The sequence below is a fragment of the Lachnospira multipara ATCC 19207 genome (assembly GCF_000424105.1).
Lineage (GTDB): Bacteria > Bacillota > Clostridia > Lachnospirales > Lachnospiraceae > Lachnospira > Lachnospira multipara.
The window spans coordinates 1-17820 of sequence record NZ_AUJG01000015.1 but is presented as its reverse complement, the minus strand read 5'-3'; the positions used below and the strand labels follow the sequence as shown (position 1 = coordinate 17820).

Here is a 17820-nt window from a genome sequence, read left to right as displayed (position 1 = left end):
GAATAAATGAGTAATTTGAGTAATAAAGATATTCATCGCGGCAATTTCAAGGAATACATTAAAATTCGCGGTGCAAGTGAACATAACTTAAAGGGAATAGATGTAGATATTCCTAGAAATAAACTAGTTGTACTTACAGGACTTTCAGGCTCTGGTAAGTCAAGTTTAGCATTTGATACTATTTATGCTGAAGGTCAGAGAAGATATATGGAGTCTCTATCTTCATATGCTAGACAGTTCTTAGGACAGATGGAAAAACCACAGGTGGAATTAATTGAAGGATTATCACCTGCAATTTCAATTGATCAGAAGAGTACTAATAGAAACCCTCGATCTACAGTGGGAACTGTTACAGAAATTTATGATTATTTCAGACTACTATATGCAAGAATTGGTATTCCTCATTGTCCAAAATGTGGTAAGGAAATTAATAAGCAGACAGTAGATCAGATGGTAGACCAGATTCTAGATTTACCTGAAAGAACTAAGATTCAGATTCTTGCTCCAGTAGTTAGAGGCCGTAAGGGTGAACACACTAAGCTTTTTGAACAGGCCAAAAAACAGGGTTATGTTCGTGTAAATGTAGATGGTAACACTTACGAATTATCTGAGGAAATCAAACTTGATAAGAATAAAAAGCACAATATTGAAATTGTTGTAGATAGATTAGTTGTTAAAGAGGGCATTAATAAGCGTCTTACTGATTCTGTGGAAACAGCTCTTAAGCTTGCTGAGGGCGTAATGATGGTAGATGTTATTGGTGGAGAGCCTATTAATTTCTCTCAGAGCTTTGCCTGCCCTGATTGTGGTATTTCAATTGATGAGATTCAGCCAAGAAGCTTCTCATTTAATAACCCTTTTGGTGCGTGTCCAGATTGTTTAGGTATTGGATATACAATGAATTTTGATATAGAGCTTCTTATTCCAGATGAAAGTCTTTCAATTAACGGAGGGGCTATTGCAAGCCCGGGATGGCAGTCAGTATCAGATGCTAAGAGCTGGACTGGTGCAATTATGAATGCAGTAGCCAAGGAATATGGCTTTTCTCTAGATACACCTTTTAAGGATTATTCTGATGACATTAAGGATATCATTATTAATGGAACAAGGGGTAAGTCTATTAAGGTTAAGTATAAGGGTCAGCGTGGTGAAGGCGTATATGATATTGTATTTGACGGACTTATTAGCAACATGGAGAGAAGATATAAGGAAGCAGGTTCTGATAATGCTAAGCAGCAGTATGAAGAATTTATGAGAATAAGACCTTGTAAGACTTGTAAGGGTAAGAGACTTAAGGAGAGTTCCCTCGCAGTTACTATTGCAGATAAGAACATTTACGAAATTACTAATATGGCAATCTGTGATTTATCTGATTTCCTTGAAAATATGAATCTAACTGAGCGTCAGCTCTATATCGGTGCTGAACTTCTAAAGGAAATTAAGGCAAGAGTTAAGTTCCTTATTGATGTAGGTCTTGACTATCTTTCTCTTTCAAGAGCTACAGGAACCTTGTCTGGTGGTGAGGCACAGCGTATTCGTCTTGCAACTCAGATAGGTTCTGGTCTTGTAGGTGTTGCTTATATATTAGATGAACCAAGTATTGGCCTACATCAGAGGGATAATGATAAGCTACTGGGTACTTTGACACATTTGCGAGATCTTGGAAATTCAGTTATCGTGGTTGAACATGATGAGGATACTATGAGGGCAGCAGACTTTATTGTGGATATCGGTCCTGGAGCTGGTAAAAATGGTGGAGAAGTTGTTGCTACGGGTACAGCTAAGCAGATTATGGAATGCAAGAACTCTATTACAGGAGCTTATCTTAGTGGACGTATTAAGATTCCTGTACCTAAGACTCGTCGTAAGCCAACAGGTTGGATTAAGGTTAAGGGTGCTAGAGAGAACAATCTAAAGAATATTGATGTGGACTTTCCACTTGGTGTAATTACTTGTGTTACTGGTGTTTCTGGTTCAGGTAAGAGTTCTTTGGTAAATGAAATTTTACATAAACATTTGGCAAAATCCCTAAATAGAGCAAGAATTATTGCTGGTGACCATGATGGAATTGAGGGAATCGAGCAGCTTGATAAGATTATTGATATTGACCAGAGCCCAATCGGTAGAACTCCTCGTTCAAATCCTGCTACTTATACTGGTGTATTCGATCAGATTCGTGACCTCTTTGCAGGCACTGTGGATGCTAAGGAGAGAGGCTATAATAAGGGTCGCTTTAGTTTTAATGTTAAGGGCGGTCGTTGTGAGGCTTGTTCAGGAGACGGTATCATTAAGATTGAAATGCATTTCCTCCCTGATGTTTACGTGCCTTGTGAGGTTTGTGACGGCAAGCGTTATAACAGAGAAACTCTCGAGGTAAAGTATAAGGGCAAGTCTATCTATGATGTCCTTGATATGACTGTCGAGGAAGCGGTGGATTTCTTTGAAAATGTACCATCAATTAAGCGTAAAATCGAAACTTTAAATGACGTAGGTCTTTCATATATTAAACTTGGTCAGCCATCTACAGAGCTTTCAGGTGGTGAGGCTCAAAGAATTAAGCTTGCAACTGAGCTTTCAAAGAGAAGTACAGGTAAGACAATTTATATCTTAGATGAGCCTACAACAGGTCTACATTTTGCTGACGTTCATAAGCTAGTGGAAATTTTACAAAAGCTTGCGGAAGGTGGTAATACAGTAGTTGTAATTGAGCATAATCTTGATGTTATTAAGACAGCAGATTATATTATTGACATGGGACCTGAAGGTGGTGCTAGAGGCGGTACGGTTATTGCTAAGGGCACACCAGAAGAGGTTTGCAAGGTTAAGAAATCTTACACAGGTAAGTATCTTAAACAATATTTGTAAAAGCTGACATTATTTCTTGACTTGGCGGGAATAGTTAAGTTCTTAAGATTTGTAAAAAAGAGACATGAATTGGAGTTAGTTTAATGATAAAAGCAGTAATTTTTGATATGGACGGAGTTATGATTGATACAGAACGTCAATCAAATCTGGGCTGGCAGTGGGGTGCTAAGCAAAAAGGCATCGAGCTTCCTAACTGGCTTATGGATGAATTTAAGGGGGCTTCTCCTAGTGATAGCGCTGTTAAATTTAAGGAATACTTTGGTGATAAGGCAGATTTCTGGGAAGTAAGAGAATTAAGAACTCAGTTTGTTTATAAGCTAAGAGAGACAGAAGGAGTTCCTGTAAAAAAAGGACTTTTTGAACTTCTAGATTTCATTAAGGAAGCCAGACTTAAGTGTGCAGTGGCTACTTCAACAAGAAGAGAGTCGGCTTTTAAGAATTTAACAAGCATTGGAGCTTTCGATTATCTTGATGGTATTGCTTATGGTGATGAGATTGAGCATAGTAAACCGGCACCAGATATTTTCTTAAAGGCAGCAGGCATTGTTGATGTTAAGCCTGAGGAATGCATAGTAATTGAAGATAGTATTAATGGGATTAAGGCAGGTCATGCTGCTAATATGAAGGTGGTTCATGTACCAGATACTATTAAGATTAAAGAAGATATAAGAGAACTTTGTTATTGTGTAAAGGATGACTTAAGTCAGGTTATTGATGTTATTAAGGAATTAAACCAGAAGGCCTAATTATTCATGTGATAAATTTAAATGTGATAAATTTAAGATAAAAATCTAATAGAAAATAAAAGCTATGGAAATTGGATTCGCCCCTATCAATTGGATAGGAGAATATCTAAATCTCCATAGCTTTTTGATATTTTGATAATATGAAATTATTATATTGCTTTTAACTCAGTCGGAGTATAAGCTCCGACTGAGTTAAACGTTCCGCGAGGATGCGCACGGATTCGGACAGGAATTTGTCTGCAGTAGCAGACCCGAATCCGGCGCTAGACTTACGAGCGAGTCTTGACTTATTTTTTTTCTTTACTACCTTCAATCATATCTCTTACAGCTTGCATTCTTCTGTCTAAGTCAGCACTTAGAGAAGCACATTGGTAAAGCTCGTTAGATGTAAGAGTTAACATAACAGGATCCATATCTTTTTTGTAGCGCATCTTGTGATCTAGGTTTGCCCAGAATTCCATGGCAATGGTACGGAGTTGAACCTCAACCTTCATGTAGCGCTTTTCATTTTCAAGGAAAATAGGTGTCTCTATAATTAAGTGAAGACTTCTATATCCGTTACTCTTTGGTTCTTTGATATAATCTTTTCTTTGAATTAAACGGACATCGTCTTGTTGTAATAAACAGTCTGCAAGAAAATACACGTCATCTACGAAGGAGCAAACAACTCTTACACCGGCTACATCATACATGTTCTTTTCGATAGAATTTAATCCTAGCGGTATGTTTTTGCGACGTAGTTTTTCAGCGATACTTTGAGGTGATTTAAGTCTTGTAGAAATTGATGAAATAGGATTTCTTTCATGGTCTAGAGAAAATTGCTCATTTAAGACCTTGAATTTAGTTTCAACTTCTAGCATGGCACATTTATAATTTGCGAGCATCTGTTGAGTTTGCTTAAATACTCGTTCTAATTCTGATAGCGGAATCTCTCCATCGCTAACCATTCTAGCAATTTGCTTGGCATTGTACTCATCACTGACTTTGCTATAAGCGGAATTGCTATATAAATTATTCGCATTAATATCCATATTTCTAAAGTAAAACCTCCAATTAAAACTCTTCTCTAAATTATAACATTAAATAGATATGAGTAGTATAAATAAAGTTTTAATTTTAATAAATTATAGAGGAATATTTTTATAAATCATAAGGAGATGTAAAATATCTTTATTTGCGATATAATACTAGTTGATTAATCTCTTAGTGAAATGTATAATTAAAAGACGTCATTTTGATGATAATTAGAAAATGTAGAGATACATTTGCTAATTCATATAGATTAAGAATAGGAGGACAATTAATTGAACAGCGAGTTAGTATTAGTACTTGATTTCGGTGGACAGTATAATCAGCTTATAGCAAGACGTGTACGTGAATGTAATGTATACGCAGAAGTTATCCCTTATACTACTAAGTTAGAGGATATTATCGCAAGAAAGCCAAAGGGTATCATTTTTACAGGTGGTCCTAATAGTGTTTATGAGGAAGAATCACCAAGTTATGATAAGGCTATCATGGAAGCAGGTATACCTATTCTTGGTATCTGTTATGGTTCACAGCTTATGGCTCATAAGCTTGGTGGTCAGGTTTTAACTGCACCAGTTAGTGAATATGGTAAGACAGAGGTAGAAGTAGAAGTTAATTCTAAGTTATTTGAAGGCGTTAGCCCTAAGACAATAACTTGGATGAGTCATACAGATTATATTGCTAAGGCTCCAGAGGGCTTTAAGGTAATCGGTCATACTCCAAACTGCCCAATTGCAGCTATGGAAGATGAAGCTAAGAAGTTATATGCAGTTCAGTTCCATCCAGAGGTTATGCACTCTGTAGAGGGACAGAAGATGATTAGAAACTTCTTATATAATGTTTGTGAATGTAGTGGTGATTGGAAGATGGATTCTTTCGTTGAAACTACTATCGCTCAGATTCGTGAAAAGGTAGGCGACGGCAAGGTTTTACTTGCCCTATCAGGTGGTGTTGATTCATCTGTTGCTGCAGCTTTACTTGCTCGTGCTATTGGTAAGCAGCTTACATGTGTATTCGTAGATCACGGTCTTTTAAGAAAGAACGAAGGCGATGAGGTTGAGGCTGTATTTGGTCCTAATGGTAATTTTGACCTTAACTTTATTCGTGTTAACGCTCAGGAGCGTTATTATAGCAAGCTTGCTGGTGTTACAGAACCAGAGGCTAAGCGTAAGATTATTGGTGAAGAATTCATCAGAGTTTTCGAAGAAGAGGCTAAGAAGATTGGTGCTGTTGATTTCCTTGCACAGGGAACTATTTATCCAGATGTTATTGAATCAGGTCTTGGTAAGTCAGCAGTAATTAAGTCTCACCACAACGTAGGTGGTCTTCCAGATTTCGTTGATTTCAAGGAAATCATTGAGCCACTTCGTATGTTATTTAAGGATGAGGTTCGTAAGGCTGGTCTTGAACTTGGCCTTCCAGATAATCTCGTATTCCGTCAGCCATTCCCAGGACCAGGTCTTGGAATTAGAATTATCGGTGAAGTAACAGCTGAGAAGGTACGTATCGTTCAGGATGCTGATTACATTTATAGAGAAGAACTTGCTAAGGCTGGCGTTGACAAGAATCTTGGTCAGTACTTCGCAGCACTTACTAACATGCGTTCAGTGGGTGTTATGGGTGATGGCAGAACTTATGATTATGCTATCGCACTTCGTGCCGTTATGACATCAGATTTCATGACAGCTGACTGTGCTCAGATACCTTGGGATGTATTAACTAAGGTAGCTAACAGAATTGTTAACGAAGTTAAGGGTGTAAACCGTGTAATGTATGATTGCACAAGTAAACCACCAGCTACTATAGAATTTGAGTAGACCTGAAGTGGTTTAGAGGTTGGTATAACAAATCAAGTATTTTCAAGGCTTGAAATCATGTTAAAAAAACATGATTTCAGGCCTTTTTTGTGTCGTGATACGATTATGATACTGTTTTTCTCAGAAAAAACTGTATCGGAATAATTCCAGAATAAAGTCCAAATCTGTTTTTCATCTTTTATTTTCCACAAATTATAAAATTTCAAACTTTTTTTGTTCTCGTTTAGTAATGGGGATTTTTTCAACCCAAATGTATTACGTAACAAGAAATAGTACGTAAGCGGAGGGCAAAAGATATGTTTGAATGCAGAACGTTTATATCAGTAAAAGAGATCTGTCAGGTATTGAGTGTTTCCGAATCAAAGTCATATGCAATCGTTCGTGACTTAAATAAGGAACTTTCTGATAAAGGCTACATGGTAATCCCGGGTAGAGTAAGCAGAAAGTATTTCGAAGAAAGATTCTACGGAGTTGATTCATTTGAAAAGGAGGACGAAGATGGCAGTTTATAAAGATAAGAAGAGAGGCACTTGGTATGTGTCGTTGTATTACACCGACTGGACAGGTAAGCAGCAGAGAAAATTAAAGCGTGGCTTCTCAACCAAAAAGGAAGCACAGGACTGGGAACGACATTTTTCATTGGAAAAGGCCAGTAGCCTTGATATGACCTTTGGGGATTTTTACAAACGCTATACCGATGATGTAAAGCCAAAGCTTAGAGAGAATACGTGGAAGTCCAAAGAATATGTAATCGAGTTAAAGATACTACCGTATTTTAAAGATTTGGTAATGCGTGAGATTACACCGAGAGATGTTATTGCTTGGCAAAACGAGATGCGTAAGTGTGAGTCGCAGGATGGTGAAAAATACAAAGGAACCTATCTTAGGAAGATGCAGGCGGAACTTTCAGCCATATTCAATCATGCGGTGAAGTATTACGAACTGCCAAAGAATCCGGCTGTAATTGCTGGTCCACTTGGACAACACCATGCAGATGAAATGCTTTTTTGGACAAAGGAAGAGTATATGCGCTTCATTCCCGAGGTCGCGAATAAAACCTATTCCTATATGGCATTTGAGCTTTTGTATTGGTGTGGGATCCGAATTGGTGAACTGATGGCTTTAACTCCTGCGGATTTTGATTTCGATAAGAATAAGCTATCTATCACAAAGTCATATCAAAGGATAAGTGGAAGGGATGTTATTACAAAACCTAAAACTCCAAAGAGTGTGCGTATGATATCTATGCCGGAGAATGTGGCATTAGAAATGAAAGATTTCCTTGATAGCATTTATGGCATTGAACCGAGCGATAGGATCTTTGTGATTTCAAAGTCTTATTTGCACCATGAGATGGATAGGGGTGTAAAGGCAAGTGGGGTAAAGCGTATTCGTCTTCATGATTTAAGACACAGCCATGTATCGCTTCTTATAGATATGGGATTTTCGGCAGTGGCTATCGGTAACCGTGTAGGCCATGAAAGTTCGGATATTACTTATCGTTATGCACATATGATGCCGTCTATTCAGGATGATATGGCAGAGGCTCTTGATGAAGAATGGAAGGAGGGATTTGATGTCAGCGAAGAATCTTGATCCAAAAGGAAGATTGCGAAGTGAGACTATTGCTTACCGTTGTTCTCCTGCTGAGAGAAAGGAATTGGATAAGCGATGGAAACTGCTTGGGTATGCGACAAAGCAGGACTACGTTCTTGATTCGGTATTGCATAACAAGGTTACGGCGAAGGGAAATCCTATGATGCTGGTTAATTTCCGTAAGGAGCTGTACGGGATTCTCGAAGAACTGGAGCGGTTAGAAGCAGCTTCCGAGATAGATGAGGAGCTTTTTACACCGATTCGCACTATGTTGGAAATCTTAGAAGCGTTTAAGGAGAACGAGGATAAGAATAAGAAAAATAAAATCAGAAGGAAAGATAAGTTTTTGGAAAGGAGAGCATATCGAGATGTGTAAAGTAATTATCTGTGCAAATCAAAAAGGGGGAGTTGCCAAGAGTACGTCTGTGGTAAATCTTGGCATCGGTCTGGCAAATAAGGGAAAGAGAGTCCTTGTAATCGACAATGATCCCCAGGGATCTCTCACGGAAGCATTAGGATATCCGCAGCCTGATAAGCTGGAGATCACACTTGCCAATGTAATGGAATGGGTGTTAAACGAGGACGATTATGATCTGAAAGCCGGTATCCTGCATCATGAGGAAGGTATCGACCTTATGCCGGCAAATATCGAATTGTCCGGTGTGGAAACATCCCTTGTTGGAATCATGAGTTCGGAGACAACGCTTCGGGAGTATATCGAATCTGTAAGAGACGATTATGACTATATTCTTGTGGACTGTTCTCCGAATCTTGGACAGCTTACCTTAAATGCCCTTGTAGCGGCGGATGAAGTAATCATTCCGGTACAGGCTGCATATCTGCCTATAAAGGGTTTGGAACAGCTTTTAAAGACCATCAGCCGTGTGAAACGCAAGATGAACCCGAAGCTTCATATTATGGGAATTCTGATTACGATGGTGGATTACAGAACCATTTATGCTAAGGAAATCACGGAAGTGCTGTATGAGCACTATGGAAGCAGCATCCATATTTTCGATGATGTGATTCCGCTTTCCGTTAGAGCTGCGGAGGCATCTGCTGAAGGAGTCAGCATCTATAAATATGATGGCAAGGGTAAAGTAGCAGCGGCGTATGAAAAGATTGTAGAGGAGGTTTTAGCCAATGAGCAGTAAGGGATTATCAAATAGAATCAAGCTTTCCAGCTATGATGATATGTTTTCGGCGGAGAATGATGGTAATGCTACAGCAGAAGCAAAACTTGTTGAGGGACAGATAGTAGAGATCCCTTTATCGGAACTGCATACCTTTGAGAACCATCCTTTTCGTGTCGTAGACGATGAAAATATGGAAGAAATGGTGGAAAGCGTCAAGGAATATGGCGTGTTGGTTCCGGCTATCGCAAGACCGAGAGCAGAAGGTGGATATGAACTTATATCCGGTCACAGAAGAAAACATGCATCCGAACTGGCAGGTAAAGATACCATGCCGGTTATTGTTCGTGACTGTGATAATGATGAAGCTGTAGTAATCATGGTGGATGCCAATATCCAGCGTGAGGATATTCTTGTCAGTGAGCGAGCAAAGGCTTATCAGATGAAATATGAAGCCATGAAGCATCAGGGCAAGGCTCAGGGTATTTCCCTTAAAACCATGAGTGAGCAGGCGGGGGAGAGCATGAAGACCATTCAGCGTTTAATCTGTATCGCCAGCTTGGATGAGAAATTGCTTGCTATGGTGGATGAAAAGAAGCTGGGCCTTCGACAGGGAGTGGATCTTTCTTTTATTCCGCAGGAGCAACAGAAAATCGTATATGAAGTTATTTCGGAGATGGGAGTGTCACTTAGCCAGGAGCAGAGTGCAAGGATAAAGGAATCGTCCCGCAAGGGGTATCTGAACGCAGATTTCTTAAAGGATTATCTGTCGGAGAAGAAACCAAAACCGCGTAAGGTAGTATTTAACCAGAAGAAGCTGGACAACTATTTTACCCCGGATATGAGCAATGAGGATATCGAGGAACTTATCGTAAAGCTCCTTGATGAATGGAAGGAGAAAGGGGAACCGCGTTAATGGAGAGGCTGAAGCTGGAGTTTTATTATGGGCAGGAGGCAGAGCAGTTTACGTTCTACCGCCTGCCGAAGGCTTTGATAACAGACAACAGGTTTAAGGATATATCGAATAATTCCAAGCTTTTGTATGGACTGATGCTTGATCGTATGTCACTTTCCGTCAGAAGCGGATGGTTTGATGATCAGAACAGGGTTTATATCAAGTATTCGATAAAAAGCATCATGGAAGATCTTAACTGTAGCAAGATGACAGCAGTAGGTCTTTTGAAGGAATTGCAGGCTATTGGCTTAGTGGATATTGAGCAGAGAAATGGGCTTGCAAATATTATCTATGTTAAGAACTTCGTATCCGGAGGGGAAGAAGAGTCATTAGACCGGTCAGAAAATTGTACAGGTAAGGAAAATGAACCGGTGGCGAAGCACCAGTCTAATAATTCTACCGGTACAGATATTAGACCGGTAAATATGGAAGACCAGTCAGATGTTAATACCGGTACCTGTCAGGATTCTATACCGGGGGTAGTACAGAAATCAGACCCGAATAATAATGATTTTAACAATATTGAATTTAGTGATACTGATCATATCATTCAATCCGGCGAGCGTATGGATACGCCTATCCGCGTTACGGGGATGGATCAGATGGATGAAACTACCGCATATATGGAGCTTATTCGTGAAAACATTGATTATGACATCATGATGAGCAACAAGAAATGGTCTGACAGAGAAATGTATGACGAGCTTTATCAGCTAATATGCGATGTGGTCTGTGTTCCAAGAAAGACCATTCGTATTGCAGGGGAAGACTATCCGTATAACTTGGTGAAGAGCAAGTTCCTGAAGCTCAATTCAACGCATTTGGAATATGTCATCGGCTGCATGAAGAATAACACAACCAAGGTGTCAAATATCAAAGCATACCTGACAACAGCACTCTATAACGCACCAAACACGATAAATCATTACTATACCGCTGAGGTAAATCACGACATGTATGGTACAATGTAATCGGAGGAATGATTATGGCAAAGTATATTGTTGAAGAAACAAACAGAAGTAAATATGAAAAGAATTATAAGTTTCCGATGATAAATCTGATTCCTGCAATCATTTGGTGTATCCCAGTTCATCAGAAGTTGACTCCGTTGGTAGGAACAATGGGAGCATATATAGCGGTGGCTGCTTTCTTTGTGTTGTATATTCTATTATCATATGTTCCAATTGTAGCATTAGCTCCGGGAATTGGAGGTATTATAATTCTGACGGCTTTGTTTTGGGCTCCGGCAGATCACATCGGAAATAACGTAGCAAGGATAATCGTAAAGGCAGTAATCCTTATTATAGCGATAATGATAGAGTTATGTATCGTGATTAATGCAACGTTACCTTGGTTAGAAAGAAAGACTGCGACACCGCCAAGGGTAAGAAAGATTGAGGATTAAGATGGTGAATATGGCATATAAAGAGAGAATCCGGGACAAGTGGACTGGATTCTTTTTTTATGCCTTACACTGTTCCCAAGAATATGTTTGATTTTGTTCGCATTTGAGAATATAATTAGAACAACTATTAATTGCAACATATAGGTGGAGAATGCATGGAATATAAATCAATTCGAGAAATGGCGGATGAATGGGGAATATCCAAAAGGCGTATACAGGTGCTATGTTCGGAAAACAGAATCGAAGGCGCAGTAAGAATAGGTTATTCGTGGACAATTCCAGCAGATGCCAATAAGCCTGAAGATGCGAGAATAAAGAGTGGAAAATACAGAAAAAACAGGAATGATGACAAATCATAATTGGTTTATAGGAGGGATTACAAGATGTATGGAAAAGCTATTGAACTCTTTCTTGTAAATGGCTCAGCAGATAGTTTGACAACAGCGGAATTATCAAATTGGAATGGAAAAGCCATTAAGATACCAAGAACAGAGATTACAGGTTGTGACCGGGACGACATCAAAGGTGTCGGGGTTTACTTCCTTATGTGCCAGGAAGATGACGGTACAGATTCTGTATATATCGGAGAGGCAGAAAATGTATTAGATAGACTCACTCAGCATCTTAGAGATTATCAGTCCGGCAAAGAAAAGTATTATTGGAATACGGCGGTTATCTTTGTTGGAAGAGATCTGAATAAAGCATTGATTCGATATTTAGAAAATCGCTTTGTTGAGATTGCTAAGGACTGCGGCAGGTATTCGATTCTGACGAAGAATACGTATAAGAACACTGTGCTGAAGGAAGCCCAGATTGCTACTATGGAAGAGTTTATTGATAACGTGAAGATCCTTATCAATACACTTGGATATAAAGTGCTTGTTCCTGTACCAAAGGCTACGGATGACACAGTTTACTTATATTGCAAGGGGACTGAGGCTAGTGCAAAAGGATTTGTTAGCACCGGTGGTTTTACAGTTCTGTCCGGATCGAAAATATCCGATCATACAGTGCCGTCTTTAGAGACACAGGGAAAAGGATATTTTAATCTGAGAAATACTCTTATCAAAGAAGAAGTGATAAAGGATGGGGTATTCAAAAAGGATTATGAGTTTAGTGCTCCATCCGCTGCATCGGCTGTAATACTTGGACATACATCCAATGGTAATGTTGATTGGAAAACCGAGAACGGAACGAAATTAAAAGATTTGTAGGAGATGTTTAGATTGAAGTATATCGTAAAGAAAATCATGGAACCGGATTACGGTTGTGAGGAGCGTCCGGATGATTATGTGGCTATGGACAAAGTCTTGTTAAGAGATGAAAACGGATCTGAAATTGATATAGAGATTGCTGATAAAGATTTATAGACTAAGAAAAAAGCTTTTGATACAATGTAAGAGTAGTACTTTGCGTTATTTTCATACGCAATTTTATCTAGGGAATTAGTAATATGATATATTCCCTAGTTTGACACCTAAAACGGCGCAATCCCAGTATTAGCAATGGGTTGCGCCGTTTTATTTATTACGCGAAAAGCGTATATGATGTTTTATAGTCCCTTTGTTCGTCTGATGGTTCCAGCCATCATTTTGGGTGTTGATAATTCGTAGTCTGTTCTTATGCCTGCACTCGTATGTAGATCATCGGTTAATGCAGTTCTAGTATAGCAAGGTATATATCCTTGATCTGCTACCTTTCTTACGTCCATTTTTCTTAATGTTTCTATGATCTCTGAACAAGGATATTTTTCATCCAGTGTTTTTTCGAGTATTCTGTAAATCATAAGAGCAATGAAGCAGGTGAGAAAGTGTGCTGTAATCCGTTCATCCCGTTGAAGATATACTGGCCTTGCTTCAAACTCACTTTTCATAATCCGGAATGATTCTTCTATTTCCCAGCGATCATGATTTATTTTTGCAATATCAGCGGGAGAATCATCGAGATTGGTGCATACAGCATAAAAACCATCGTACATGGATTCCTTTTGAATGATGCTTTCATCAATCTCATAGATTGCGTTTGGCGCTATTTCGCCATCAGCAGTTACAGCTGTTTTCTTTATAAAGCGCTTTGCGTCTGTTTGAGAACGTCTGTCTGCTTGTGCTGGATGTTCCAGATATTTCTTGGCTCGTGCTATCTGGTGTTCTCTTAATGTTTGATGATATAGCTTATATTTCAAGGAAAACGTGACGATTAATGTTTGATTAAATGGGATGTCGCGTTCTTTATCATAACCTTCAATAAGCGTCTGTTTATAGAAAATTTTATTTCTATTTTCAGGAGTATCTTCTAAGTTTGAAATGTTGTATTTCTTACGACTTCCTTCAACCTCCCAACCGGTTGGGTCGAGGCACCATTCTTTTAGATCTTTTTTCAGCCCTTTTATAGATTGTGTTGTTATAAAACTGCGCTCGCCGAAGTTGTTGAACCTACGATTGGCATCTGATGATAAACCGGCATCTGTACATACAACGAACTTTGAGAGTTCAAAATCTCTCATGATTTGTTGCTCAAGTGGTTTCAGAGATTGCTGTTCGTTCTGATTTCCAGGGTTGATGCAAAACGCTAACGGGATGCCGGATTTATCCATAAATAACCCCATTTGAACAATGGGAGTTGGGCGATGTTCTTTGCTTGGCCCGTATTGTTTTAAACCGCATTCTTTTTCAATTTCAAAGAAATAGTTTGTGCAATCATAGAAGAGAACACCGGTTGAACGCTTGACGACTTTCTTTGAATGTTTATATAACTCGGATTGGATATAATCCGAATGTTCCGCTAGTACAGAAAGTGCTCGATATATTTGATGTAAGTCAAAAGAAGGCTGCTCAAGAAGCTTCTTGGATTGCTCGTAGCAGGAGAGCTTAGAAGATGGATAAAGAATCCGTCCATAAACTAATCGGGAGAGAATAGAATCCAAATCATAACTAAATGCGCTTTGCTTTTTTATTTTGTTACAGATAGAAGGCAAACCGAGCTTATAGTATATGTTCTGTAGAAACAGATAGCCGGCATTATAAACAAGCTGTTCATCTGTGTTGATTAAAGCATCTTTATTAAACTTGATTAATACATCATGTTTGCTTTCTTTTACTTCTGCGCGCTTTTTTGCAATGTATTCGTTGGCCCAAGCATCCGCATCAGTAACGTGATACTTCTCACATATCTCAGAAGCACTTCCTAGATTCTCGATTATTTCAGTGCTTCGCTTTCCGTTCTTCTTAACATCTTGTATTACATGATATGTAGGATTCGTTGAACGACCTTTCATTATGCGCATTTGGTACATCCTCCATAAAACAATAATTACTATAATTATTATACTACAATATACGCATATACGCAATACACAAAAATGGAATTTGCGCAAAAAATAAAGCCTATCAAGGCTTGCGGCGATTTGGGGTGTCAAACTTCCGAGAAAATCATGGAACCGGATTACGGTTGTGAGGAGCGTCCGGATGATTATGTGGCTATGGACAAAGTCTTGTTAAGAGATGAAAACGGATCTGAAATTGATATAGAGATTGCTGATAAAGATTTATAGACTAAGAAAAAAGCTTTTGATACAATGTAAGAGTAGTACTTTGCGTTATTTTCATACGCAATTTTATCTAGGGAATTAGTAATATGATATATTTTGACGATTTGCCATTATCAGAAGACATTTTGGCAGCATTATCAGAATTGAAAATTGAATATGTATTCCAGCCAATATTTTATCCAGATGGAAAGACAATATATGCGAGAGAAGCATTGATGCGTCCACACGATAAGGATGTTATGGAGCTGATTACCGAGTATCAGGAACAGGATAAGCTTCATATACTTGAGGTGGCAACTTTATTTGGAGCAACTCAGGCATATTTTATGAGAGGCTATAAGGAAATTCTTTCGGTAAATACATTTCCGTGTGAGATATTTACAGAGGAAGAAGTAAATGCATATATTGAATACTTTGGTGATGATAAGAATGCAATGATTTTGGAAACGTTAGAGTATCCATATTTGTCGATTGATATTGCTGAAGCAAAAAGAAAAATAGCAGATATTAATGATAACCAGATTGCTATTGATGATTTTGGAACTGGACTTAATACTTTGGATGTAGTTAAAGCTGCTAATCCAGATATTGTAAAGATTGATAGAACATTACTTACTGATATCGATAAGGATAAGTTCAGACAGATTCGTATTAAAGAAATGATTGATACATTCCATGCGAAGAAAATGAATGTAGTAGCAGAAGGAATAGAAACTGAGGCTGAGTTTAACACTATGAAAGAGCTTGGTGCAGATTTCTTCCAGGGTTATTACTTAGGAATGCCGGAATAGGGAGTCTCTAGTAGTGCTAGAGGCTCTTTTTTGGTTAAAGTACATATTATGTGACATATAAGGGGATAGAATCATAAGTAAAAGGAAGATCGGAAAAGGGGATATGGAAGAAAAGAAACTAAAATGTAGACTATGTGAAAAGTATTATAACGATGAGGATATGAGTGAAGAACACTATCCGGCACACAGTGTAGGTAATGATGATATTATTGCTCTTGATTTCACAAAACTAATGGATACCCTCATGGGAGATAATCAAGAGTTTAAAAAGATAATGAATGACGCTATTGATAGTGGCTATAATTTAATGGAATTATAGTTTTATACCGAGTTTATACCTTATGGGAAAAGTGGTTATGTAGACCGTACCGTTTATGAAATGCAATTATGAAGACCGTCTCAGTCGGTACAAAAATGAAAAGTGCATGAAACGCACTTAGCCTTAAGTGCCTTGGCTAACAGAAAACGAACCCGTCCGGGAATGTCAATGACAGAAGAAATAGTCCTGTCCTTTGACATTCTTGGGCGGGTTTGTTAAAAAATAAATGTGTGTCGCATTTTGACATCCTATGACATCCTCGGGTCGTGCTGGCAGAGTTTGATGCGTTTTAATAGGAAAAAGATATAGAAACATATTTTTTAAGAAAATAGTTCTTGACAAAATGTAATTAAGGTGTTACATTACAAAATGTAACGAACGTATTACATTTTAGGAGGAGACATTGATAAAGAATAGATTAAAGGTATTACGAGCGGAAAGAGATTGGACGCAGGCTGATCTTTCAGAGAAAGTTGGTATTTCAAGGCAAGCGGTGATATCTATTGAAAAATATAAGTATACTCCTTCGTTAGAGCTTGCTTTCAAGATAGCTAAAGCGTTTGACGTTCCAATTTCTGATGTTTTTGATTATGTGGAGGACGAAAAATGAATGATCAAAAGATGTTCTTGATACTGCTAATATTCTATCTTGTAATCTCATTGGGATTATGGATTTATAAAGCGGTAAAACAGGTGAAGTACAAAAATGATGAGAGATGGGCGTCTATACAATTAAAGGCAAACAATGCTGCAAATTTGATAAATTGGATATTGGTGGTAGTTATTCTAATTATACAGGTATTTATGGATACGACTTTAACAATAACAGTATCAAGGATGGTTACTTATTTTTTGATTTTTTTAGGTGCACGTAATGCTTTAGAACTTGGGGCAACACTAATATATGATAGGATCATGTAAATTGTAAGTACAGAAGCAAAGGACAATCAATTGGACTTAAAGGAGACCAACTATGACATTAAAAGATATCAGCAATGGACCGAGTTGGATTATGTGGGTAGCAGGAATACTTCTAGCGATATTGAGCATAGTTCTTATATCGGGGCATGGAGCAATTTCTTAATGATGCCGGAATTACAAAATGATTCTTTACGGTAAAGACGGGAGAACATAAGCAGGAATACTATTATTCACATGGGAACGCAGGGGTTGCAGTTCGAAAATTTGAATACGATGCTACATATGATATGTTTGCAAAGAGGGGAACGGCTCTGTTTAATAAATATGAGGTTGGTTCTATTTTTAAGGTTGGAGGTAAAGAATACGCATTAAATGAGCAACGAAAATTAGACATCCCTTATGGAGAAGACATTTTTGATATAGAGTTTCCGAAGCAAATGCAGGAGGAATAGCGTGCTTGTTATTAACTGTGGATCGTTACGGGAAGGATAATGATTACGGAATGTTGAAACATCAATTTGGAATAATGATGACGGATCCGGCGCCGGAACAGATATTTGAAGAGTATGAGCCGGAAAAGTATGACTGCATCGCAGTTGACGATGAGTATGTTCAGGAAGTGGCTGAGATGCTGGCAGGAGTCAGTGTTTATTGGCACGGCTTGGACAGACCTGAGTCGGGGCTGGCGTATCATGG

19 protein-coding genes and 1 pseudogene are annotated in these 17820 nt (G+C 38.4%); 18 read left to right on the top strand and 2 right to left on the bottom strand.

All coding sequences use genetic code 11. From position 1 onward, the window contains the following. Positions 1-6: 6 nt before the first annotated feature. Positions 7-2865 (top strand): excinuclease ABC subunit UvrA, encoded by a 2859-nt coding sequence (gene uvrA, locus G600_RS0110690; RefSeq protein WP_051195487.1) that lies wholly within the window; start codon positions 7-9, stop codon positions 2863-2865. An 83-nt stretch (positions 2866-2948) separates the two neighbouring features. Next, positions 2949-3611: an HAD family hydrolase gene (locus tag G600_RS0110685; RefSeq protein ID WP_027431911.1), complete on the top strand. Its 663-nt coding sequence runs from the start codon at positions 2949-2951 to the stop codon at positions 3609-3611. Positions 3612-3898: 287 nt separating this feature from the next. Here G600_RS0110685 and G600_RS14460 read toward each other — a convergent pair whose 3' ends face one another. Then, positions 3899-4642: a GTP pyrophosphokinase gene (locus G600_RS14460; protein WP_330361998.1), complete on the bottom strand. Its 744-nt coding sequence runs from the start codon at positions 4640-4642 to the stop codon at positions 3899-3901. Between the two features lie 273 nt (positions 4643-4915). On the opposite strand from G600_RS14460, the gene guaA reads away from it, so the two are divergent. From guaA to G600_RS15725, 11 genes are all read left to right on the top strand, one after another. Then, the gene (gene guaA / locus G600_RS0110675; RefSeq protein WP_027431910.1) at positions 4916-6457 is read left to right on the top strand and encodes a glutamine-hydrolyzing GMP synthase; all 1542 of its coding nucleotides are present in this window, start codon (positions 4916-4918) and stop codon (positions 6455-6457) included. 344 nt (positions 6458-6801) lie between these two features. Then, a complete protein-coding gene (locus G600_RS0110670; RefSeq protein ID WP_242826380.1) occupies positions 6802-6969 on the top strand; it encodes a DNA-binding protein in 168 nt (55 codons plus the stop codon). After that, the gene (locus tag G600_RS0110665; RefSeq protein WP_027421676.1) at positions 6956-8053 is read left to right on the top strand and encodes a site-specific integrase; all 1098 of its coding nucleotides are present in this window, start codon (positions 6956-6958) and stop codon (positions 8051-8053) included. The genes G600_RS0110670 and G600_RS0110665 overlap by 14 nt, the downstream gene beginning before the upstream one ends. Next, positions 8034-8429 carry a plasmid mobilization protein gene (locus G600_RS0110660; protein WP_027431909.1) on the top strand — a complete coding sequence of 132 codons (396 nt, stop codon included), beginning with the start codon at positions 8034-8036 and terminating at the stop codon, positions 8427-8429. The genes G600_RS0110665 and G600_RS0110660 overlap by 20 nt, the downstream gene beginning before the upstream one ends. Further along, positions 8422-9207 carry a ParA family protein gene (locus G600_RS0110655; protein WP_027421674.1) on the top strand — a complete coding sequence of 262 codons (786 nt, stop codon included), beginning with the start codon at positions 8422-8424 and terminating at the stop codon, positions 9205-9207. Before G600_RS0110660 ends, G600_RS0110655 begins: the two co-directional genes overlap by 8 nt. Further along, entirely contained in the window at positions 9197-10102 is a 906-nt protein-coding gene (locus G600_RS0110650) for a ParB/RepB/Spo0J family partition protein (protein ID WP_027431908.1), read from the top strand. Before G600_RS0110655 ends, G600_RS0110650 begins: the two co-directional genes overlap by 11 nt. Then, on the top strand, positions 10102-11112 hold the full coding sequence (locus G600_RS0110645) for a DUF6017 domain-containing protein (RefSeq protein WP_027431907.1): 1011 nt from the start codon (positions 10102-10104) through the stop codon (positions 11110-11112). Before G600_RS0110650 ends, G600_RS0110645 begins: the two co-directional genes overlap by 1 nt. A gap of 14 nt (positions 11113-11126) precedes the next feature. Continuing rightward, positions 11127-11546, top strand: coding sequence for a hypothetical protein (locus G600_RS0110640; RefSeq protein ID WP_027431906.1), 420 nt, complete (start codon positions 11127-11129; stop codon positions 11544-11546). A gap of 155 nt (positions 11547-11701) precedes the next feature. Beyond that, positions 11702-11905: a transposase gene (locus G600_RS0110635; protein ID WP_027431905.1), complete on the top strand. Its 204-nt coding sequence runs from the start codon at positions 11702-11704 to the stop codon at positions 11903-11905. Positions 11906-11929: 24 nt separating this feature from the next. After that, positions 11930-12760: a GIY-YIG nuclease family protein gene (locus G600_RS0110630; protein WP_027431904.1), complete on the top strand. Its 831-nt coding sequence runs from the start codon at positions 11930-11932 to the stop codon at positions 12758-12760. A 12-nt stretch (positions 12761-12772) separates the two neighbouring features. Next, the gene (locus G600_RS15725; protein ID WP_155885967.1) at positions 12773-12916 is read left to right on the top strand and encodes a hypothetical protein; all 144 of its coding nucleotides are present in this window, start codon (positions 12773-12775) and stop codon (positions 12914-12916) included. A gap of 182 nt (positions 12917-13098) precedes the next feature. Here the strand turns inward: G600_RS15725 and G600_RS0110620 are convergent, their stop codons facing one another. Beyond that, positions 13099-14829 carry an IS1634 family transposase gene (locus G600_RS0110620; protein WP_027431903.1) on the bottom strand — a complete coding sequence of 577 codons (1731 nt, stop codon included), beginning with the start codon at positions 14827-14829 and terminating at the stop codon, positions 13099-13101. Positions 14830-15179: 350 nt separating this feature from the next. Between G600_RS0110620 and G600_RS0110610 the strand changes: the two genes are divergently transcribed. The 5 genes and pseudogenes from G600_RS0110610 to G600_RS0110580 all read left to right on the top strand — a co-directional run. Continuing rightward, positions 15180-15884, top strand: a complete 705-nt coding sequence (locus tag G600_RS0110610; RefSeq protein WP_027431902.1) for an EAL domain-containing protein — start codon at positions 15180-15182, stop codon at positions 15882-15884. Positions 15885-15987: 103 nt separating this feature from the next. Next, complete coding sequence (locus G600_RS0110605) at positions 15988-16203, top strand: hypothetical protein (protein WP_027431901.1); 216 nt, start codon at positions 15988-15990, stop codon at positions 16201-16203. A gap of 403 nt (positions 16204-16606) precedes the next feature. After that, a complete protein-coding gene (locus tag G600_RS0110600) occupies positions 16607-16813 on the top strand; it encodes a helix-turn-helix transcriptional regulator (RefSeq protein ID WP_027431900.1) in 207 nt (68 codons plus the stop codon). Further along, positions 16810-17124, top strand: a complete 315-nt coding sequence (locus G600_RS0110595) for a hypothetical protein (RefSeq protein ID WP_027431899.1) — start codon at positions 16810-16812, stop codon at positions 17122-17124. Before G600_RS0110600 ends, G600_RS0110595 begins: the two co-directional genes overlap by 4 nt. A gap of 457 nt (positions 17125-17581) precedes the next feature. After that, positions 17582-17820: pseudogene (locus G600_RS0110580) on the top strand (hypothetical protein); the annotation flags it as partial.

Coding starts and splice junctions, on each gene's coding strand:
- uvrA (WP_051195487.1), top strand. CDS start 7: ATGAGTAATTTGAGTAATAAAGATATTCATCGCGGCAATTTCAAGGAA.
- G600_RS0110685 (WP_027431911.1), top strand. CDS start 2,949: ATGATAAAAGCAGTAATTTTTGATATGGACGGAGTTATGATTGATACA.
- G600_RS14460 (WP_330361998.1), bottom strand. CDS start 4,642: ATGGATATTAATGCGAATAATTTATATAGCAATTCCGCTTATAGCAAA.
- G600_RS0110665 (WP_027421676.1), top strand. CDS start 6,956: ATGGCAGTTTATAAAGATAAGAAGAGAGGCACTTGGTATGTGTCGTTG.
- G600_RS0110660 (WP_027431909.1), top strand. CDS start 8,034: ATGTCAGCGAAGAATCTTGATCCAAAAGGAAGATTGCGAAGTGAGACT.
- G600_RS0110655 (WP_027421674.1), top strand. CDS start 8,422: ATGTGTAAAGTAATTATCTGTGCAAATCAAAAAGGGGGAGTTGCCAAG.
- G600_RS0110650 (WP_027431908.1), top strand. CDS start 9,197: ATGAGCAGTAAGGGATTATCAAATAGAATCAAGCTTTCCAGCTATGAT.
- G600_RS0110645 (WP_027431907.1), top strand. CDS start 10,102: ATGGAGAGGCTGAAGCTGGAGTTTTATTATGGGCAGGAGGCAGAGCAG.
- G600_RS0110640 (WP_027431906.1), top strand. CDS start 11,127: ATGGCAAAGTATATTGTTGAAGAAACAAACAGAAGTAAATATGAAAAG.
- G600_RS0110635 (WP_027431905.1), top strand. CDS start 11,702: ATGGAATATAAATCAATTCGAGAAATGGCGGATGAATGGGGAATATCC.
- G600_RS0110630 (WP_027431904.1), top strand. CDS start 11,930: ATGTATGGAAAAGCTATTGAACTCTTTCTTGTAAATGGCTCAGCAGAT.
- G600_RS0110620 (WP_027431903.1), bottom strand. CDS start 14,829: ATGCGCATAATGAAAGGTCGTTCAACGAATCCTACATATCATGTAATA.
- G600_RS0110610 (WP_027431902.1), top strand. CDS start 15,180: ATGATATATTTTGACGATTTGCCATTATCAGAAGACATTTTGGCAGCA.
- G600_RS0110605 (WP_027431901.1), top strand. CDS start 15,988: ATGGAAGAAAAGAAACTAAAATGTAGACTATGTGAAAAGTATTATAAC.
- G600_RS0110595 (WP_027431899.1), top strand. CDS start 16,810: ATGAATGATCAAAAGATGTTCTTGATACTGCTAATATTCTATCTTGTA.